Here is an 18,389-nt window from a genome sequence, read left to right as displayed (position 1 = left end):
TGAATGGACAGCAGCAAAAAGTGGGCTGCTGCAGGTACTACCCGCGAGGACGCCGTTTGGATGCAGGCCGGCAGAAAAATAGTGGAAATATTTTTTTTGCGTGCCCGGGTTTCGCCGATCAGAGGCTCATGGGCCAGGAGCTGGTCTTGACCCGGATGGAGGCGGGCCGGGGCTCATACGGCACATCGCCCGCCCCTGCAATCGCTGCCGCAATGGTGCGCGCCTGCCGCGCGATGGGCTCGATGAAGCGGCTGGCCTGCCCGCCGATGGTGATGCAGTCGCCCAGTGCGTGGATGCCCTGGACGCTGGTCTGCAGCTGCTGCGGCGTCACGGCGATGCCGCCGTCCCAGGCCAGGCCGGCACTCTGCGCCAGGCGCGGCGGGGTCTGCAGGCCGGCAGCCACGATCACCTGGTCGGCCGTGAACTGCCGGCCGTCGGTGGTGGTCAGCTGCAGGGCTCCATCCGGACTGGGCACTGCGAGGGGGTCGAGCGAAGCCACGCGCACGCTACCCACGAACGCGATGGGCAGCTGCCCCCATGCCGCCAGCAGTTCACTGGCGCGGGCTTCGCCAGCGCAGCGCGCCAGCGGCAGGGGCTCGGTATCGAGCAGGGTGATGCTGTGGCCGCCCAGTGCCAGGTCGTTGGCCAGTTCGCAGCCGATCAGACCGGCGCCCACGATGAGCACCCGGCGCGGTGTGTGCCCCAGCGCGGCGCGCAGGCGCTGGTAGGCCTGCAGGTGGTTGATGCGCCAGCACAGCGCGGCCGGCAGCCCCGGGGGCAGGGCAGCGCGCGCGCCATGGGCCAGCACCAGGTGCTGGTAGCGCAGCGGCCCGCGCGTGGTGCGCAGGGTGCCGCCGTTCGCAGAGGTGTCGATGCGCACGGCATGCGTGTGTGCCAGCAGCCGCAGGTTCAGGCGCGCCGCCGCGGCGGTGCCGGTTTCGCGCACCAGGCGCTCGGCGGGCAGGTGCTTGGCCATGGCGATGGACAGCTGCGGCTTGTCGTACAAATCGCCGCTGCAGTCGGTCACCAGGGTGATGGGGCGCTGCGCGTCCAGCGCGCGCAGGGCTTCGGCCACCAGCCAGCCTGCACGCCCGGCGCCCACGATGACAACGCCTGGCCGGGCGTTGCGTGCGGTGGTGGGTACAACTGCCGTGCCGCTGCGTGCCTGGGCTTTCAGTGCCTCCATGCTGGGCGCCAGGTAGGGCTCGAAATCGGCCTTGGTCACGCCGCACAGCGGGCAGGCCCAGTCGTCGGGGATGTCGGCGAAGCGCGTGCCGGGCGGCAGGCCACCGTCGGGGTCGCCCTGTGCCTCGTCGTAGAGGTAGCCGCAGGCGTGGCAGATGTACTGCAGCCAGGGGTCGTCGGCCAGCGTGGAGTGGGTGGTGGTGGCAGCGCTCATGCCGGCATCTCCTCGGTGGACAGGCGCGCGATCTCCTTGCGCAAATGCTTGATGGCCGGGGTGACGATGGCCACGAAGTGCGATTCGCGCACCCGGCGCTGCACCTCCGAGCTCATCAGGTAGCCGCGCGCGCCCTGGTGCATCAGGGCCGACTGGGCAGCGCGCAGGCACAGCTCGGCGCCGTGGGCGCGGGCGTCCAGCACGTCGATGAAGAAATCGGTACGGGTGTCGAACGGGGTCTGCGCGAGTGCCATCACGCGCGCCGTCAGCGCGTCGAGTTCGGCCTGCAGGGCATCGGGCCGGTCTTCGAGGAACTGGTTGACGTGGCCGAGCTGTGCCTCCACCGCCCACATCGAGTCGATGGCCCCCTGGGTGATGCCCACCGCCATGCCGCACTGCAGCATGACGAAGGCGGCACGGATGCGCGCGATGGTCGGCCGTGTCGGGTCGGCAATGGTGTGGTCCGCGCCCACGAAATGGTCCTTGAGGCGCAGCGCATAGGTGCCCGTGCCCTCCATGCCCGAGAAGCTCGGGCACTCGCGCATCTCCACGCCTGGCGCACCGCAGCGCAGCAAGAACATCAGCTCGCGCGGCGCGCTGCCTTCGGGCTGGGCGATCGCCGCCACGGCGCCGCAGTAGTGGTCGGGCCCCAGGTTGCTGACCCAGGGCAGGGTGCCGTTCACCAGGTAGCCACCCTCCACGGGCGTGGCCTTGAGCAGCAGGGATTCGATCTGGGCGTAGCTCTTCATGGGGTTGGACAGGGCGGTGCCGCCCAGGCCGACCCCGCTGGCATGGCGCTGCAGCACCTCGCCCATCAGCGCGGGGTTGCCCGACTGCTGCAGGTACAGCCCGCACACCGCCTGGCACCACAGCATGAAGCCGGTGGCACCGCACACGCGCGAGACCTCGGCCATGGCGCGGATGGCCAGACCGTAGTCCGCCGGGCCGGCCGTGCTGTCCAGGTGCACCCCCATGGCGCCCACGGCCCCCAGTTGCTGCAGCTCGGCGCGCGGGTAGTAGCCCACGCGGTCGATGGCCTCGGCCTGCGCGGCCAGCGGGCCCTGGGCGATGGCGCGCACGGCGGCGAGCAGCGCGTCGCCCTGCAGGGCGCCTTCCAGGTGGAGTTGGGGTGGGAGGTCGGCGGGGTTCATGGGGAAAGTCCTTGGAAGCGCAGGCAGGCAAAGAAATGGCGGAGCGGGGCCGGTGGTCAATCCATCAGGCCGATCTCGAACGGAATCGGATTGCGCATGCTGTTGGCCACGGGCGAGTAGAAGTTGGCGTGCTGCACGATCTCGTCGAGCACTTCGCGCGGTGCGTCGCCCTCGATCAGCACCTTCACGCGGATCGCCTGGAAGCCCATCTCGGGCGGTAGCTTCTGCAGCGCGCCACCGGCGCCCCAGGCGGCGGGGTTGCCGATGTCGCCCTCCATGAAGATCTCGATCTTGCTGAGCGTGACCTGCTTCCAGGTGGCCACGGCGGTGATGCCCACGGCCAGGCAGCCGCCCAGGCCAGAGAGCACGATCTCGCCCGGGGCGGGCGCCGTGTCCTGGCCGAACAGGTGCAGTGGTTCGTCCACCACCACCGGTGTGTGGTTGCCCACGGTGCTCAGCGAGCGGTATTGCCCCTCCATGACCGTGTGGACCTTGTTGGTGCCGCGGCTGGCGGGGTTGTTGCGGCCCTTCTCGGCAAACGCCATCAGGCCATCGCGGTCGATGGGACGCAGCGCGGTGTGGACGGTGGTGACGGGGGCGGTGGGTTCCAGCAGGTCGGTGGACATGGGTTTCCTTGGAGGCAGTGATGAATGAAAGAAGCAAAAAGGGATGGGTGGGGCAGCCTGCCCCAGCCCGTGGTCAGGCCGCCAGTGCCAGCGCGGGCTTCCTGGCCGTGCGCAGCAGGGGCAGTCCGCTCTCGATGGGCAGCTTGTCGTCGCGCGACCACTCGTTCCAGGAGCCGAAGTACATGCGCACGTCGGCAAAGCCGGCCTGCTTGAGCGCCAGGAAGGTGTTGGAGGCGCGCGCGCCCTTGAAGCAGTACAGGTACACCGTGTCGCTCGGGGCAATGCCGGCGGTGGCGCATTCGGCGCGCACCTCGTCGGGCGACTTGAAGACCGGGCCCTGGGCCGAGGGCTTCATGAAGCGGTACCACTCCACCCACTTGGCGCCCGGCAGGCGGCCCTTGCGGGGTGCGAAGTCCTTGCCATAGGGGCTGGAGCTTTCGCCGATCCACTCGTCCACGTCGCGCACGTCCAGCAGCACGGTGTCGGTGCCCAGGGCCTGGGCGACGTCGTCCTTGGTCAGCATCACGTCGGCGGTGGCCAGTGTGGTCGGGAAGATGGCGGGCGTGGGCACCGCTGCTTCGGTGGAGACGGGCAGCTCGGCCGCCTTCCAGGCCGAGTAGCCGCCGTTCAATACCTTGACCTTGGGGTAGCCCAGCCAGGTCAGCAGGTAGTAGCCGCGGCAGGACTGGCCGTAGCCGCTGTTCAGCGCGTCTTCGTAGAACACCGCCGTCTCGGCACCTGACAGGCCGATGGCCCCCAGGTGCGCGGCAAAGGTGTCCTTGAGTTCCTGCAGCCCCTCGGGGCTGGAGGTGGCCAGGAAGGTGAAGGTCTCGCGCAGGTTCACCGCACCCGGGATGTGGCCCAGGGCATAGGTGTCGGCGTCGCGGGTGTCGATCAGGACGACAGGCTCGGCGGCCTGCAGGGCCTGCAACTGGGTGGGCGAGATCAGGACGGCGTCGGAATCGGTGCTCATGGAAAACCTTTCGATGCGGTGGTGGGCAGGATGGCCTGCCTCCCTTACCGCAACAGGTGTGCCAGAGTGGTCGATTCGAGGTGAAATTCCATGCAGGTGTCTGCTGTGCTTTGTTTGATGCTATTGAATGAGTAGCAAAAATGATCGCCATGGCTCCGAAGGCAAGGTCCGCTGGCTGGTGCTCTGGACACTGTGTCGACAAATTGTCGACACAGTGGCGAGTCTTCTTACCAGGCTCAGCGCAACCCAGCTTTGCGCAGGCGGTAGCTGAACTGGCGCAGCGTGAGGCCCAGGCTTTGCGCCGCGCGAGACTGGTTGCCGTGGTGCTCGGCCAACGCCGCCTGCAGGGTGTGGGTGCTGTGGGAATGCGCCGGGGCGTAGTCGCGCACCAGGGGCGCCTCGCCCGGCGGCTGCGCCTGGGGGGCGGCCATGGGGGCCGCCTGGGTGGCCATGGCGCCGGGCAGGAAGCGGTCCAGCTCCGCGTCGGTCACCAGTGCGTCGTTGGCCAGCAGCACCAGGCGCTCGATCACGTTGCCCAGTTCGCGGATGTTGCCGGGCCAGGGCTGGCCCTCCAGCCGGGCCAGGGCGTCGGCCGAGAGGTTCACGTTGCGCTGGTGGGCCTGGTTGGCGCGGCTCACAAAGTGCAGCGCCAGTGCGCGGATGTCCTCGCGCCGCTCGGCCAGCGAGGGCAGGCGGATTGGTATCACGTTGAGCCGGTAGTACAGGTCCTGGCGGAAATGTCCGGCCTCCACCTCGCGTGCCAGGTCGCGGTTGGTGGCGGCCACCAGGCGCACGTTGACCTTCACCTCGCGCTGCCCGCCCAGGCGCACCAGCGTGCCCTCCTGCAAGGTGCGCAACAGCTTGGACTGCATGGCCAGCGGCAGCTCGCCGATCTCATCGAGAAAGATGGTGCCGCTGTCGGCCTGCTCGAACCAGCCCGCGCGCGCCGTGCTCGCGCCTGTGAAGGCGCCGCGCTCGTAGCCGAAGAGTTCGGATTCGAACAGCGCATCCGGTATGGCCGAGCAGTTGACCTTGATGAAGGGCCGGTCGCGCCGCCCGCTGGCCAGGTGCACGGCGCGCGCGAACAGCTCCTTGCCCGTGCCCGACTCGCCCAGCAGCAGCACCGTGGCCTGGGTCTGCGAGACGCGCTCGAGCTCGCCCAGCGCCTGCAGCAGCGGCGGCGAGTTGCCGATCAGCCCGTAGCGCGCGCTCTTGGTGTTGAGCGCATTGGCCAGCACGGCGTTGCGCGCCTCCAACTGGCGCGTCTGCTCGGCCACCAGGGCTTCGAGCTGCAGCAACTGGCCCACCAGCGTGGCCAGCACGCGCAGCACGGCCAAGTCGTCGTTCAGGTGGCGCTGGCGGCTGCGGATGCGGTGGCAGGCCAGCACCCCGATGGGCGCGTGGTGGAGCTCAATGGGCAGGGCGATGAAGGCCACGGTCTCTGGCGGCAGGTGGCTGCGCTGCACCGCGCGCGCCAGGAACAGCGGCTCGGCATCGATGTCCTGCACAATGGCCGGCTGTCCCGTGGCCAGCACCCGCCCGGTGATGCCCTCGCCCCAGGCGTAGCGCCCACGTTCCACCTCGGCCTGGGTCAGACCATAGGCGTGCTGGATGGAGGAGGTGCGGGGCGCTGCGGCCCCGCCCGCATCCACCAGCACGATGCGCCCCCGGTTCAGGCCCAAAAGCTCGCTCATCAGGTGCAGCATTTCGCGCAGCACCAGGCCCGGTGCCAGGCTGCGGCCGATCAGCCGCATCACCTCGCGCATCAGCAGCAGCTCCTGCGCATGCCAGTCGGGTGTGTCCTGGGGGCGGGGCTTGCCGGAGGAGGGCGGGGCGGTCATGCCCGAGGTATTGCAAGTTCTGCGCCACGCGGGCTGCCTCCGGGGTGCATTAAAGTCGGCACCCACGGGCCGTCTGGCGGCCCACCCCATTCACCCTCTGTCGAAAGCACCGCCATGATCACCTTCGGAACCCCCTTGTCCCCGCATGCCACCAAAGTCATGCTGCTGGGCTCGGGCGAACTCGGCAAGGAGGTGCTGATCGCGCTGCAGCGCCTGGGCGTGGAAACCATTGCGGTCGACCGCTACGAGAACGCCCCCGGCCAGCAGGTGGCACACCACCGCCGCACCATCACCATGAGCGACCCGGCACAGCTCAAGGCCCTGATCGAGGCCGAGCGCCCCCACCTGGTGGTGCCCGAGATCGAAGCCATCGCCACCCCCATGCTCGAAGAGCTGGAAGCCGCCGGCACGGTGCGCGTGATCCCCACCGCCCGCGCCGCGCGCCTGACCATGGACCGCGAGGGCATCCGCGTGCTGGCCGCCGAGACCCTGGGCCTGCCCACCAGCCCCTACCAGTTCTGCAATTCGCTCGAAGAACTGCAGGCCGCCATCGACGCCGGCATCGGCTACCCCTGCATCGTCAAGCCGGTGATGAGCAGCTCGGGCAAGGGCCAGAGCAAGATCGACGGCCCCGGCGACGTAAAGACCGCCTGGGACTACGCCATGGCCGGTGGCCGCGTGAGCCACGGCCGCGTGATCGTCGAGGGCTTCATCGACTTCGACTACGAGATCACCCAGCTCACCGTGCGCGCCGTGGGCGCCGATGGCCAGATCGAGACCCATTTCTGCGACCCCATCGGCCACGTGCAGGTCAGCGGCGACTATGTGGAAAGCTGGCAGCCGCACCCCATGCACCCGGCAGCGCTCGACAAGTCGCGCCAGATCGCCAAGGCCGTGACCGACAACCTGGGCGGCCAGGGCCTGTTCGGGGTGGAGCTGTTCGTCAAGGGCCAGGACGTCTGGTTCAGCGAGGTGAGCCCGCGCCCGCACGATACCGGCCTGGTTACCTTGTGCACCCAGCACCAGAGCGAGTTCGAGCTGCATGCCCGCGCCATCCTGGGCCTGCCGGTGGACACCCGTCTGCGCAACCCCGGCGCCAGCGCCGTGATCTATGGCGGCGTGGACGCCGTGGGCATCGTCTTCGACGGCGTGGAGGAGGCCCTGCGCGTGCCCGATACCGACCTGCGCCTCTTCGGCAAGCCCGAGAGCTTCACCAAGCGCCGGATGGGCGTGGCCCTGGCACGTGCTTCAGACGTGCACACCGCTCGCGACAACGCCAAGCTTGCCGCCAGCAAGGTGAAACCACGCACCCCCTGAGTCGCTTCGCGCCTTCCCCCTCTCTCATATTGCTTCGCAATCTGGGAGGGGGACGCCCCCAGTGCGGCGGGGCGGCCCTTGCACGGGGGCACTGGCTTCAGCAGCGTCAGTTTTCTCCGCTGCGTAGAGTGCTAAGCATCGGGCAAAGTTGGCACGGACTCCAAATCAGCCGTCTTCGCGGATCTGGCGCCCTGTGAGCTTGAGGAACAGGTCCTCCAGGTTGGCCGGCCGGTGCAGGGTGCGCAGGTGCGGGTGCGCGCCCAGCGCATGCAGCAGGGGCTGGGCGTTCTGGGTGTAGAAGAACACCGTTTCGCCGCTGACCTCCACGCGCGCCGCCAGCGCGCGCAGCGCGGCATCCTCGGCCAGGGCCACGGCGCCCACGCCGAAGACCTCCACCACGTCGGGCTCCAGGTGCTGGGCGATGAGTTCGCGCGGGCGGCCCTCGGCGATCTTCTTGCCATGGTCGAGCACCAGCAGGCGCGAGCACAGGCGCTCGGCCTCGTCCATGAAGTGGGTGGTCAGCAGGATGGACTTGCCCTGCTGCAGCAACAATTGCAGGCGCTCCCACATCAGGTGGCGGGCCTGCGGGTCGAGGCCCGTGGTGGGCTCGTCGAGCAGCAGCAGGCGCGGGTCGTTGACCAGGGCGCGCGCCAGGCTCAGGCGCCGCTTCATGCCGCCCGACAATTCACCGGGCTTGGCATTCGCCTTGTGCGTGAGGGCCGCGAACTCGAGCAGTTGGGGCACGCGCTCGTCCATGGCCGGGCCCTTGATGCCGAAGTAGCGACCGAACACGCGCAGGTTCTCGTAGCAGGTGAAGTCCGGGTCCAGCGTGTCGAACTGCGTCACCACGCCGATCTGTGCCTTGATGGCCAGCGCATCGTGCGGCATGTGCAGGGGCGAGGCGTCAGCGCCGGGGTAGAAGCGCACGCTGCCGCTGTCGGGGTTGGTCAGGCCCAGGCACATGCGGATGGTGGTGGTCTTTCCCGCGCCGTTGGGGCCGATCACGCCCAGGCATTCCCCGGGGGCGATGGCGAACGAGACGTCCTTGACCACTGTGGTTTCGCCATAGCTTTTGCGCAGATCGCGCACTTCGAATAGATCCGTCATGCACCGATTGTGTGCGATCACGGGCCGTCGCGTTTCGGTCAGGCTTCCACCATCCGGCCGCGCCCTTGTGCCTTGGCCAGGTAAAGGGCGGCATCGGCCCGGGCCATCAGGTCGGGCAGGCGCGTTTCCGCAGGCAGCAGCACGGCCATGCCGGCGCTGTAGTCGAGCGCAAAGCCCAGTTCGGCGGCGCTGGCGTCCTGCAGGCGCGTGCGCAAGCGGCGGTCGAAGGCAATGCCCGCCGGCGCGCTGTTGTGCAGCAGCAGCACACCGAATTCCTCGCCCCCGAGCCGCCCGACCAGGTCGCCGGTGCGGCAGGTTTCCTCGAGCAGGCGGGCAAAGAGCTTCAGGGCACGGTCACCCGTCTCGTGGCCATGGGTGTCGTTGATCTGCTTGAAGTAGTCCAGATCCAGCACCAGTGCCGTGAGCGGCAGGTGGTGGCGCCAGGCGTGCGAGAGCATGTTCTCCGCCTGCTTGGTGAACCCACGCCGGTTGAGCACGCCGGTCAGCCCGTCGGTCATGGCCAGGGCGCGCAGCTTCTGTTCGGCCTCGGCACGCCAGGCCACCAGCAGGGCCGCAGTGCCCAGCACCAGGCAGACATTGGTGGCCACGGCCGCAGCCAGGTTCACGGGGTGGGGCGTGCGAAAGCTCGGGTACTGGTCGGTGAAGGCGCCCAGCAGGCCGCGCGCCAGCGTGAACGCCGCCGAGGTGACCAGGCAGGCCAGCAGCAGGCGCCGCCAGCGCGGGTCGGCATAGCGTGCAGGGTAGAGGGTGGCGCGGGCCACGATGAGCAGGATGGCCGCCATCAGGATGTTGGCCCAGCCCACACGCCAGGCATAGTCGCCAAAGGCGAGCGTGTAGCCGAGCGGCGTGACCACCACCAGCACCAGCAGCAGGGATTTCAGGGGGCGCTCGCCCAGCCATTCGCGCAGGGCCCGGTACAGCAGCCATTGCGCCAGCGCATTGCAGGCCACCGACAGGGTGGACAGGGCCTGGTCCCACCAGGACCCGGCCGCGATGATGGCCGCCCAGGCCGTGGCCTGCAGCAGCATGCTGGCCTGCACATAGCGGGCTGCGGGGCTCACTCCGGGGCCCATGATCAGCGGCAGGGCGGCCGAGATCATGAACAGGTTGGCGGCCATCACCGCCATCAGTGTCAGAAAGTCCAGTGGCATGGATGAGGGCGCCGCCGTGGGGCAGGGGATGCTCTTACTGGAACGCCACCTCGGCAAAGCTGCGCAGCTTGCGGCTGTGCAGGCGGTGGATGCCTCCTTCGCGCAGGATCTCGATGGCGCGCATGCCGATGCGCAGGTGCTGGTCGACCCGCTCGCGGTAGAAGTGGTTGGCCATGCCGGGCAGCTTGATCTCGCCATGCAGTGGCTTGTCGCTCACGCACAGCAGGGTGCCGTAGGGCACGCGGAAGCGGAAACCGTTGGCCGCGATGGTGGCGCTCTCCATGTCCAGCGCCACGGCGCGGCTCTGGCTGAAGCGGCGCTGGGGCATGTTGTCGGGCAACAGCTCCCAGTTGCGGTTGTCGGTGCTGGCCACGGTGCCCGTGCGCATGATGCGCTTGAGGTCGGCTTCGGGGATCTGCGTGACGTCCGCCACGGCCTGCTCCAGCGCCACCTGGATCTCGGCCAGCGCCGGGATCGGCACCCACAGCGGCAGTTCCTCGTCGAGCACATGGTCCTCGCGCACATAGGCATGCGCCAGCACGTAGTCGCCCAGTTGCTGGCTGTTGCGCAGGCCGGCGCAGTGGCCCAGCATCATCCAGGCGTGCGGGCGCAGCACGGCGATGTGGTCGGTGATGGTCTTGGCGTTGGCCGGGCCCACGCCGATGTTGACCATGGTGATGCCGCTGCGGTCCTTGCGCACCAGGTGGTAGGCGGGCATCTGCGGCAGGCGCGGCGGGGCCACGCCCAGGGCGTCGGCCTCTGCGGCCGGCAGGCCGGTGCGGCGCGTGATCACGTTGCCCGGCTCGATGAAGGCCACGTACTCGCTGTCGGGCTTGGCCATCTCGGCATGGCCCAGGCGCACGAACTCGTCGATGTAGAACTGGTAGTTGGTGAACAGCACGAAGTTCTGGAACCACTCGGGCGCCGTGCCCGTGTAATGGCGGAGCCGGTGCAGCGAGTAGTCCACGCGCGGCGCGGTGAACAGCGACAGCGGCTGGGCCTCGCCCTGGCGCGGCGCCCAGGTGCCGTTGGCGATGCCATCGTCCATGGCCGCCAGATCGGGCAGGTCGAACACGTCGCGCATCAGCATGCGGCGCTCCTGCGTCAGCGTGCCCTCGATGTGGTCGTGCTCGGCAAACGAGAAGTGGATCGGGATGGGCTGGGCGCTGGTGCCCACCTCCAGCTCGACATTGTGGCTCTTGCGCAGCAGGCGGAACTGCTCGGCGTAGTAGTCGCCGAACAGGTCCGGGCGGGTCAACGTGGTCTCGTAGCGGCCGGGCCCCTCCACGAAGCCATAGGCCAGCTTGGTGTCCGCCCGCGCCACCGTCGCGGTGTGGATGCGCACGAAGGGGTAGAAGGCGCGCACATGCCCCCCCGGCGTCTCGCCGGACACGAACTGGTGCATGGCCTCGCGCAGGTGGCCGATCTGCTGCTGGTAGATGCGCTGCACCTGGGCCAGGGCCTCGGCAGGGTCGGTGTGGCGGGTGGGGGCGATGAAGTCGGGAATCAGGGGCATGGCCCTATTGTCCACATGCGGCGGGGTGGTGGGGATGACAGCGACCTGCACCGCAGCAGAAATTCACGGGAAACCGCCCTGTCGGACCCCCGCCCGGGGCCGCTGTGGCGTTCAGGCCGCAGTTTGCGCGCCCTGGCCCAGCAGCCACTGGCGAATGGCCGGGGCGTCCATGGGCACCGAGATCAGGTGCCCCTGGATCAGATCGCAACCCAGGCTGCGCAGCAGGGCCATCTGTTCGGCGGTCTCCACCCCCTCGGCCACGGTTTGGAGCTGCAGGCTGCGGCCCATCTGCACGATGGCGGTGACGATGGCCACATCGTCGGCGCTGTCCGGGGTGTCCATCACGAAGGAGCGGTCGATCTTGAGCTTGTCGATGGGGTAGCGCTTGAGGTAGGCCAGCGACGAGTAGCCGGTGCCGAAATCATCGATGGAGATACCCACGCCCAGGTCCTTGAGGGCTTGCAGCGTGCCGAGCACCTGGCCGGTCTGGTGCATCAGCACCGATTCGGTCAGCTCGATCTCCAGGTACTGCGGCGCCAGGCCCGTGGCCGTGAGGGCGGCGGCGATCTCGCCGGCCACATCGCGCTGGCGGAACTCCAGGGCCGACAGGTTCACGGCCACCGGCACCAGGGCCAGCCCCTCGTCCTGCCAGGCCTTGAGCTGGCGGCAGGCCTCGTGCAGCACCCACCGGCCAATCGGCGTGATGAGCCCGCGCGACTCGGCGAAGGCGATGAAATCGGTGGGGCCCACCAGGCCGCGCACCGGGTGGTTCCAGCGCACCAGGGCCTCGAAGCCCCTGAGCGTGCCGTCCTTCAGGCAGATCTGCGGCTGGTAGTGCAGCACGAAGGCGTTGTCCGCGATGGCCTCGCGCAGCAGGCGTTCCTGCTGCAGCACCTCCATGGCGCGCAGGTCCATGCCCGGCTGGTAGAACTGGCGGTTGCCGCGGCCACTGTCCTTGGCCTGCTGCATGGCCGCATCGGCGCAGCGCAGCAGCGCGTCGCCGGTGGCCCCGTCGCCCGGGAACAGGCTGATGCCGATGGACGGCGACATGGTCAGCGGCAGGTGGCCCACGGTGAAGACGGTGCGCATGGCCTGCAGCACGGCATCGGCCACCCGCGCCGCATCTTCGGGTGCGTGGATGCTGGTGAGCACCAGCACGAACTCGTCGCTGCCCAGGCGGGCGACCACGTCGGCGGCACCGACACAATGGCGCAGCCGGTCGGCCACTTCGCGCAGCAACTGGTCGCCGGCGTGGTGGCCGAGCGAATCGTTCACGGTCTTGAAATGGTCCAGGTTCACGAACAGCACCGCCACCTGGCCCTGGCGGCGGGCCAGCGCCTTGGCCAACTGGTCCATCAGGTGGCGGCGGTTGGGCAACTGCGTGAGCGAGTCGTGCAGGGCGTTGAAGGCCTCGCGCTCCTGCGCCTGCTTGCGCGCGGTGATGTCGCGCACCACCACGATGCGGTAGTCCGCATGGTGGAACGGCATGGTCTTGCCCACCACCTCCACCGGGATGGCATGGCCATCCTTGTGGCGAATGGTGACCTCGTAGGGGTCTTCGCGGCCGCTGCGCGTGTAGTCGAGCGCCACGGCGCGCCATTCGGGGCTGATGAAGTTGAAGATGGACAGGCCCACCACTTCGTGCAGCGCATAGCCCGTGAGCCGGTAGAGGGCCTCGTTGCCGTCGGAGATCAGGCCATCGCGGTGGAACACGATGGCTTCGTCCGTGGCTTCGGTGAACTTGCGCATGCGCTCTTCGCTCTCGCGCACCGAGCGCTCGGCGCGCCAGCGCTCGGTGATGTCGGTGATCAGCACGAAGGAGCCCAGTTGCCGGTCCTTTTGCGCGCCTTCGAAGTGCGGGATGAGATTCACTTCGATCATGCGCACTTCGCCATTGGGCAGGGTCTGCTCGCGCGCGTACTTGACGTGTTCGCCCCGGGTGGAACGTTCCACATGGGGCTGTATGGCCTGCCAGGCCTTGTCGCCGATGGCCTGCTGCACCGTGAGGCCGAGGATGGATTCGGTGGAATGGCCGTTGTAGGCCGCATAGCCCTGGTTGGCGAACAGGCAATGCAGGCCGGGCAGGTCGTAATAGGCCATCAGCGCGGGCACGGAGTCCGCGATCAGGCGCAGCAGCAGGTCGCTGGAGCGGCCCTGCCCGGCGGTGCTGGCTGCGTTGATCGTTTCTGGCATGTACCACCCGGTTCCTGCGCTGTATTCCGTTATAGCCGATTCACCTGACGCTGGCGTAAGGTAGTTCTCCCTATGCACAGGGCGGGGCAAATAGGTCTTTTCCGGCGCGCCCCGGATAATCGGGGCCATGACCTCCAAAGAAAACCAAGCCGGCACTGACTTCGGCACGCTGGCCCTCGGCCCCGCCACGCTGGCCAACCTGCAGCAGCTGGGCTACACGCAGATGACCCCCATCCAGGCCGCCAGCCTGCCGCCCGCCCTGCTCGGCAAGGACCTGATCGCCCAGGCCAGCACCGGCAGCGGCAAGACGGCCGCCTTCGCCCTGGCCCTGCTGGCCAACCTCAACCCACGCCGCTTTGCCGTGCAGGCGCTGGTGCTGTGCCCCACGCGCGAACTGGCCGACCAGGTGACCACCGAGATCCGCCGCCTGGCGCGGGCCGAGGAGAACATCAAGGTCGTGACGCTGTGCGGCGGCGTGCCGCTGCGCGGCCAGACCGTGAGCCTGGAGCACGGTGCCCACATCGTGGTCGGCACGCCTGGCCGCGTGATGGACCACCTGGAGCGCCAGCACCTGTCGCTGGAAGCGCTCAACACCCTGGTGCTCGACGAGGCCGACCGCATGCTGGACATGGGTTTCTTCGACGACATCGCCACCGTGGCGCGCCAGTGTCCCAAGGAGCGCCAGACCCTGCTGTTCTCGGCCACCTACCCCGAGGGCATCGCCAGGCTGAGCCAGCAGTTCATGAAGGCGCCCGAGCAGATCACCGTGCAGGCCCAGCATGCCGAGGGCAAGATCGAGCAGCGCTGGTACGAGGTGAAGAACTCCGAGCGCCTGCACGCCGTATCGCAGATCCTCGACCACTTCCGGCCCGAGTCCTCGCTGGCCTTTTGCAACACCAAGCAGCAATGCCGCGACCTGGTGGCCGTGCTGCAGGCCCAGGGCTTCAGCGCCCTGGCGCTGTATGGTGAGCTCGAACAGCGCGAGCGCGACCAGGTGCTGGTGCAGTTCGCCAACCGCAGCTGCTCGGTGCTGGTGGCCACCGACGTGGCCGCGCGCGGCCTCGACATCGCCAACCTGGCCGCCGTGATCAACGTGGACGTGACGCCCGACCCCGAAGTGCACATCCACCGCATCGGCCGCACCGGCCGGGGCGATGCCGAGGGCCTGGCGCTCAACCTGTCGAGCATGGACGAGATGGGCAGCGTGGGCAAGATCGAGCAGTTGCAGGGCCGCGAATCGCGTTTTTACCCCTTGGCCGAACTCACGCCCACCGGCGACGGGCCACTGGTGCCCCCCATGGCCACCATCCAGATCATCGGTGGCCGCAAGGAGAAGATCCGCGCGGGCGACGTGCTGGGCGCGCTGACCGGCGAGATGGGCTTCACGCGCGAGCAGATCGGCAAGATCAACGTCAACGAGTTCTCCACCTATGTGGCGGTGGATCGCACCGTGGGCCGCCAGGTGGCCGACCGCCTCAACAGCGGCAAGGTCAAGGGCAAGTCCGTGAAGGCCCGCCTGGTCACCGACTGACCAGCATCTGCACCATGGCATCGTAGCCCCGCTGCTTTGCCAGTTGCAGGGGCGTGTTGCCCTGACGGTCGGTCAGCGCCTGGCTGGCCCCCGCCTTGACCAGGGCCTTGAGCGTGGCCTGGTGGCGCGGCCCGCCGTTGCCCAGCACGATGGATTCGATCAGCGCCGTCCAGTGCAGGTTGTTCACATGGTCCAGCGGGGCGCCGGCCGCGATCAGCTGGCGCACCACGCCGTCGTGGCCCAGGTGGGCGGCGGCGATCAGGGCCGTGCCGTCGTAGCGGCTGGTCACCTGCTTCGCGCTGGCACCCAGCGACAGCAGCAGGGCCAGCGTTTCCTCGTCATCGGCCACGGCGGCAATCGTCACTGCGTCGTAGCGGTCGTTCTCCAGCAGGTCCAGCCCGGCGCCGGCCTTGGCCAGGGTGCGGATGGCGTCGCGCTGGCGGGCAAACGTGGCCACGTGCAGCGGCGTGCGCCCATGGGCGTCGCGGGCATTGAGCTGGGTGGCTGCGGCACCTGCAAGCAGGCGCTGCAGCGCGGCAGTGTCGCCCTGGGCCGCAGCCGCATGCAGGCCTTGGTAGGCCGCGATGTCTGCAGGGCTGGGCGCTACCTGGGCCTGGGCAGGCTGCAGGGCAGCGAAGGCCAGGGTGGCGGCGATGGCGCACAGCGCACGCGCCGTGCTTGAAAAAGAAGGGGCGGTGCAGTGGGCCATGGCTCTTTCCTCGTCGGTCAGGTGTGGCTTACTTGAGCAGGTCCTGCACCTTGGCGATGCCGGCCACGGCGCATTGCTCGTCCAGGTGGCCGCCGGGCGCACCGCCCACGCCCACGGCGCCGATCACTTCGTTGCCCACCTTCACGGGCACGCCGCCGCCCAGCAGCAGGTAGCCGGGGATGTTGACCAGGTTGGCGGCTGCGGGGTTCTTCTGCGCGCCTTCCATCATGGCCAGCGTGGTGTTCTTGGCCGAGGCCGAGGTGTAGGCCTTCAGGCGGCTGGCTTCCAGGGTGTGTGGGCCGGCATTGTCGGCGCGGTGCACGGCGCGCACGGTGCCGGCGCGGTCCACCACGGTGGCGGTCACGGCGTAGCCGTTGGCGGTGCAGGTGGCCACGGTCTGGGCGGCGATCTGCGTGGCCAGGTCCAGCGAGATGTTCTTTTCGGTGCGCACGCCTTCGGCGCTGGCAGCGGTGGCGACGAAAGCGAGGGCGATGGCGGCGGTCTTGAAGTGGCGTTGCATGGTGTGTTCTCCGGTGGTTTGGAAGGCCGGCCTGGCAGGTCGTCAGGCCGTGGGAGAACTGTAAAAAATGCAGGCCGCCGGCACCATTCGTGCGGCTACGCGCGGGCCTCCGTAGAACTACGCAGTGTCGCTGTCCACCAGCGCCGCGTAGCGCCGGATCAGCTGTGCCAGCGATTCGGCGCCGAGCTTGGCGAACAGGTTGGCGCGGTGGGTTTCCACCGTGCGCGGCGAGAGCTCCAGCGCACGGCCGATCTCCTTGTTGGTCAGCCCTTCGACGATCAGGCCCAGCACCTCGCGCTCGCGCCCCGAGAGCTGGGCATGGCGCTCGCGCGCCTGCTGGTCGGCCTGGTGGCGCTCGCGCGAGCGCACGTGCTGGCGCACCGCGTTCTGCAGCGCTTCGAGCAGCACCTCGTCGTCCACCGGTTTTTCGAGGAACTCGGCGGCGCCGGCCTTGAAGGCGCGCCGGCACATGTCCACCGTGCCATGGCCGGTGAGCATGATCACCGGCTGGTCCACACCCTGCGCCAGCAACTGCTCCAGCAGGGCCAGGCCGCTGGTGCCGGGCATGCGCACGTCGAGCACGATGGCCCCGATGCTGGCGCGGTCGAAGCCCGCGGCAAAGGCCAGCGGGTCGGCCCAGGCCTGCACGCGCAGGCCCACGGTGCCGATCAGCAGGGCGAGTCCCTCGCGCACGGCGGCATCGTCATCCACCAGGTGGATCAGCGGGGACAGGGGCGTGGCGTTGTCGGTCATGGAAGCACGGGGGTGTGGAGCGGGGCGGCCGGGTGGGCGGCAGGGGCCTGCGCCGCCACCGGCAGCACCAGCACGAAGGCCGCACCCCGGCCGGCAGCGGGTGCCAGCCACAGCTGCGCGCCCATGGCCTGGGCCAGGCTTTCGCACAGCGTGAGCCCCAGGCCCAGGCCGCCTTCGCGCGTGGTGTAGAAGGGCTCGAACAGGCGCTCGCGCGCCTCGGCCGGTATGCCCGGGCCATGGTCGCGAACGGTCAGCGCCACCTGGCCCGTGTCCTGCCGGGCCAGGTGCAGCTCCAGCCGGCGCTCGGTGGCGGGCACCTGCTCCATGGCCTGCAGGGCATTCATCACCAGGTTGTGCACGATCTGCTGCAGGGCCACGGGTTCGGCCAGCACCGCAGGCAGGTCGGGTTCCGCCTCCAGGATGAGTGCCACGCCGCGCTGCTGCAGTTCGGGCTCCACCAGGTGCAGCACGTCCTGCACGGCGGCGGGCAGGGCCAGCGAATGGGCCTGCCCGGCCAGGTCGGGGCGCTCCACCAGGCGGCGCAGCCGGCCCACCACGGCCGATGCGCGGCGCGCCTGCTCCACGGCACGGCCCATGGCGTCGAAGGCGGTGTCCAGGTCGGGTGGCGATTCGCCCAGCAGGCGCTTGGCAGCCTGGGTGCTGGCCAGCAAGGCCGTCAGGGGTTGGTTGAGTTCGTGCGCCATGCCGGCTGCCAGCTCGCCCAGGGTGTTGAGCCGCGCCACCTGGCCCAGGCGCAGCAGTTCCTCGGCCCGCTGGCGCGCCACGCGCTGGCGCCACCAGGCCAGGGCGCCGGCCCACAGGGCAGCCGTGAGCACGCACCAGCCCAGCATGGCCCACCAGGGTAGCTCGGCCGGCGTCACGGTGCGCTCGGCCACCACGTCCAGGGGTTGGCTCGGCGATGCCAGCAGCTTGTGCACATTGAAATGCCAGCCCATGCGGTCCAGGCGGCGCCCCGGCTGCACGACGAAGGACTGGCCGGCCCGTGTGAGCGCCACGCGCACCGGGCTGGTCACCGGGTTCATGGGCCATTCGTCCAGCGGCACGGTGGCCGCCAGATCGATCTGCAGCGCATAGCTGGCCGGCGTGCCGGCCAGCACCAGGTGGTAGCGGCCGGCGGCCAGGTCGGCCAGGGCCATCTCGGCCCGGCCGGAGCGGCGCGAGGCGGCCTCGGCCGCATCGAGCGCGGCTTTCTGCTCAGCGGGCCAGGCTCCTGCGGCCGGGCGCTGCAGCACGGCCAGGATCTGGGGGTAGACAGACGGCAGGCGCGGCAGGGCCGATGCGGCCGCCGTGTCGGCCACCGCACCGGGTACCGGGGGCTGCAGCAGCGCCAGCGTGGCCATCACGGCGTCGTGCTGTACCACGCGCTGGCTCAGCAGCCGGTGCACGATGCGCGCGTCCGTATCGAAGGCCGCACGCAACTGTTCCACGCGCGCATGCGCCAGCCAGCCGGCACCGGCGGCCGCCACGAGGGCCCACAACAGCAATCCTGCGAGGCGGTGACGCCATGCCTTGGTCATGGGGCGGATTCTGGCACGCGCACGGTCTGGTGTAATCCAGCCA

Annotated in this window: 15 protein-coding genes; 2 read left to right on the top strand and 13 right to left on the bottom strand. The window is 69.3% G+C overall.

From position 1 onward, the window contains the following. Nucleotides 1-118: 118 nt before the first annotated feature. From U5N23_RS17145 to U5N23_RS17125, 5 genes are all read right to left on the bottom strand, one after another. On the bottom strand, nt 119-1,399 hold the full coding sequence (locus U5N23_RS17145; RefSeq protein ID WP_322593989.1) for an FAD-dependent oxidoreductase: 1,281 nt from the start codon (nt 1,397-1,399) through the stop codon (nt 119-121). Then, nucleotides 1,396-2,550 (bottom strand): acyl-CoA dehydrogenase family protein, encoded by a 1,155-nt coding sequence (locus U5N23_RS17140; protein ID WP_322593988.1) that lies wholly within the window; start codon nt 2,548-2,550, stop codon nt 1,396-1,398. Before U5N23_RS17140 ends, U5N23_RS17145 begins: the two co-directional genes overlap by 4 nt. A gap of 56 nt (nt 2,551-2,606) precedes the next feature. Then, nucleotides 2,607-3,176, bottom strand: coding sequence for an OsmC family protein (locus U5N23_RS17135; RefSeq protein WP_322593987.1), 570 nt, complete (start codon nt 3,174-3,176; stop codon nt 2,607-2,609). 73 nt (nt 3,177-3,249) lie between these two features. Continuing rightward, entirely contained in the window at nt 3,250-4,149 is a 900-nt protein-coding gene (locus U5N23_RS17130) for a sulfurtransferase (protein ID WP_322593986.1), read from the bottom strand. 236 nt (nt 4,150-4,385) lie between these two features. Further along, a complete protein-coding gene (locus U5N23_RS17125; RefSeq protein WP_322593985.1) occupies nt 4,386-5,990 on the bottom strand; it encodes a sigma-54 interaction domain-containing protein in 1,605 nt (534 codons plus the stop codon). Between the two features lie 114 nt (nt 5,991-6,104). Between U5N23_RS17125 and purT the strand changes: the two genes are divergently transcribed. Beyond that, nucleotides 6,105-7,307 (top strand): formate-dependent phosphoribosylglycinamide formyltransferase, encoded by a 1,203-nt coding sequence (gene purT / locus U5N23_RS17120; RefSeq protein WP_322593984.1) that lies wholly within the window; start codon nt 6,105-6,107, stop codon nt 7,305-7,307. Nucleotides 7,308-7,472: 165 nt separating this feature from the next. Here purT and U5N23_RS17115 read toward each other — a convergent pair whose 3' ends face one another. The 4 genes from U5N23_RS17115 to U5N23_RS17100 form a co-directional block, all read right to left on the bottom strand. Continuing rightward, nucleotides 7,473-8,414 (bottom strand): ATP-binding cassette domain-containing protein, encoded by a 942-nt coding sequence (locus U5N23_RS17115; protein WP_322593983.1) that lies wholly within the window; start codon nt 8,412-8,414, stop codon nt 7,473-7,475. Nucleotides 8,415-8,452: 38 nt separating this feature from the next. Further along, nucleotides 8,453-9,586, bottom strand: a complete 1,134-nt coding sequence (locus U5N23_RS17110) for a GGDEF domain-containing protein (protein WP_322593982.1) — start codon at nt 9,584-9,586, stop codon at nt 8,453-8,455. A 34-nt stretch (nt 9,587-9,620) separates the two neighbouring features. Continuing rightward, on the bottom strand, nt 9,621-11,102 hold the full coding sequence (locus tag U5N23_RS17105) for an AMP nucleosidase (RefSeq protein WP_322593981.1): 1,482 nt from the start codon (nt 11,100-11,102) through the stop codon (nt 9,621-9,623). A gap of 111 nt (nt 11,103-11,213) precedes the next feature. After that, complete coding sequence (locus U5N23_RS17100; RefSeq protein ID WP_322593980.1) at nt 11,214-13,295, bottom strand: putative bifunctional diguanylate cyclase/phosphodiesterase; 2,082 nt, start codon at nt 13,293-13,295, stop codon at nt 11,214-11,216. A gap of 127 nt (nt 13,296-13,422) precedes the next feature. Between U5N23_RS17100 and dbpA the strand changes: the two genes are divergently transcribed. Beyond that, a complete protein-coding gene (gene dbpA / locus U5N23_RS17095) occupies nt 13,423-14,826 on the top strand; it encodes an ATP-dependent RNA helicase DbpA (protein ID WP_322593979.1) in 1,404 nt (467 codons plus the stop codon). Here dbpA and U5N23_RS17090 read toward each other — a convergent pair. The 4 genes from U5N23_RS17090 to U5N23_RS17075 form a co-directional block, all read right to left on the bottom strand. Continuing rightward, entirely contained in the window at nt 14,816-15,535 is a 720-nt protein-coding gene (locus U5N23_RS17090; RefSeq protein WP_322593978.1) for an ankyrin repeat domain-containing protein, read from the bottom strand. The genes dbpA and U5N23_RS17090 overlap by 11 nt on opposite strands. 28 nt (nt 15,536-15,563) lie before the next feature. Continuing rightward, entirely contained in the window at nt 15,564-16,055 is a 492-nt protein-coding gene (locus U5N23_RS17085; RefSeq protein ID WP_057266446.1) for a GlcG/HbpS family heme-binding protein, read from the bottom strand. Between the two features lie 117 nt (nt 16,056-16,172). Further along, nucleotides 16,173-16,808 carry a response regulator transcription factor gene (locus U5N23_RS17080; protein ID WP_322593977.1) on the bottom strand — a complete coding sequence of 212 codons (636 nt, stop codon included), beginning with the start codon at nt 16,806-16,808 and terminating at the stop codon, nt 16,173-16,175. Next, nucleotides 16,805-18,346 (bottom strand): sensor histidine kinase, encoded by a 1,542-nt coding sequence (locus U5N23_RS17075; protein ID WP_322593976.1) that lies wholly within the window; start codon nt 18,344-18,346, stop codon nt 16,805-16,807. Before U5N23_RS17075 ends, U5N23_RS17080 begins: the two co-directional genes overlap by 4 nt. Nucleotides 18,347-18,389 lie beyond the last annotated feature (43 nt).

It is taken from the genome of Acidovorax sp., from assembly GCF_034519795.1.
Classification (GTDB): Bacteria; Pseudomonadota; Gammaproteobacteria; order Burkholderiales; family Burkholderiaceae_C; genus Acidovorax.
This window is presented reverse-complemented; position numbering and strand designations above follow the sequence as displayed.

Bases quoted from the DNA above. Each gene is read 5' to 3' on its own strand.
- U5N23_RS17100 (WP_322593980.1), bottom strand. From the start codon at position 13,295: ATGCCAGAAACGATCAACGCAGCCAGCACCGCCGGGCAGGGCCGCTCC.
- U5N23_RS17125 (WP_322593985.1), bottom strand. From the start codon at position 5,990: ATGACCGCCCCGCCCTCCTCCGGCAAGCCCCGCCCCCAGGACACACCC.
- U5N23_RS17090 (WP_322593978.1), bottom strand. From the start codon at position 15,535: ATGGCCCACTGCACCGCCCCTTCTTTTTCAAGCACGGCGCGTGCGCTG.
- U5N23_RS17115 (WP_322593983.1), bottom strand. From the start codon at position 8,414: ATGACGGATCTATTCGAAGTGCGCGATCTGCGCAAAAGCTATGGCGAA.
- purT (WP_322593984.1), top strand. From the start codon at position 6,105: ATGATCACCTTCGGAACCCCCTTGTCCCCGCATGCCACCAAAGTCATG.
- U5N23_RS17135 (WP_322593987.1), bottom strand. From the start codon at position 3,176: ATGTCCACCGACCTGCTGGAACCCACCGCCCCCGTCACCACCGTCCAC.
- dbpA (WP_322593979.1), top strand. From the start codon at position 13,423: ATGACCTCCAAAGAAAACCAAGCCGGCACTGACTTCGGCACGCTGGCC.
- U5N23_RS17105 (WP_322593981.1), bottom strand. From the start codon at position 11,102: ATGCCCCTGATTCCCGACTTCATCGCCCCCACCCGCCACACCGACCCT.
- U5N23_RS17110 (WP_322593982.1), bottom strand. From the start codon at position 9,586: ATGCCACTGGACTTTCTGACACTGATGGCGGTGATGGCCGCCAACCTG.
- U5N23_RS17080 (WP_322593977.1), bottom strand. From the start codon at position 16,808: ATGACCGACAACGCCACGCCCCTGTCCCCGCTGATCCACCTGGTGGAT.
- U5N23_RS17130 (WP_322593986.1), bottom strand. From the start codon at position 4,149: ATGAGCACCGATTCCGACGCCGTCCTGATCTCGCCCACCCAGTTGCAG.
- U5N23_RS17075 (WP_322593976.1), bottom strand. From the start codon at position 18,346: ATGACCAAGGCATGGCGTCACCGCCTCGCAGGATTGCTGTTGTGGGCC.
- U5N23_RS17085 (WP_057266446.1), bottom strand. From the start codon at position 16,055: ATGCAACGCCACTTCAAGACCGCCGCCATCGCCCTCGCTTTCGTCGCC.
- U5N23_RS17140 (WP_322593988.1), bottom strand. From the start codon at position 2,550: ATGAACCCCGCCGACCTCCCACCCCAACTCCACCTGGAAGGCGCCCTG.
- U5N23_RS17145 (WP_322593989.1), bottom strand. From the start codon at position 1,399: ATGAGCGCTGCCACCACCACCCACTCCACGCTGGCCGACGACCCCTGG.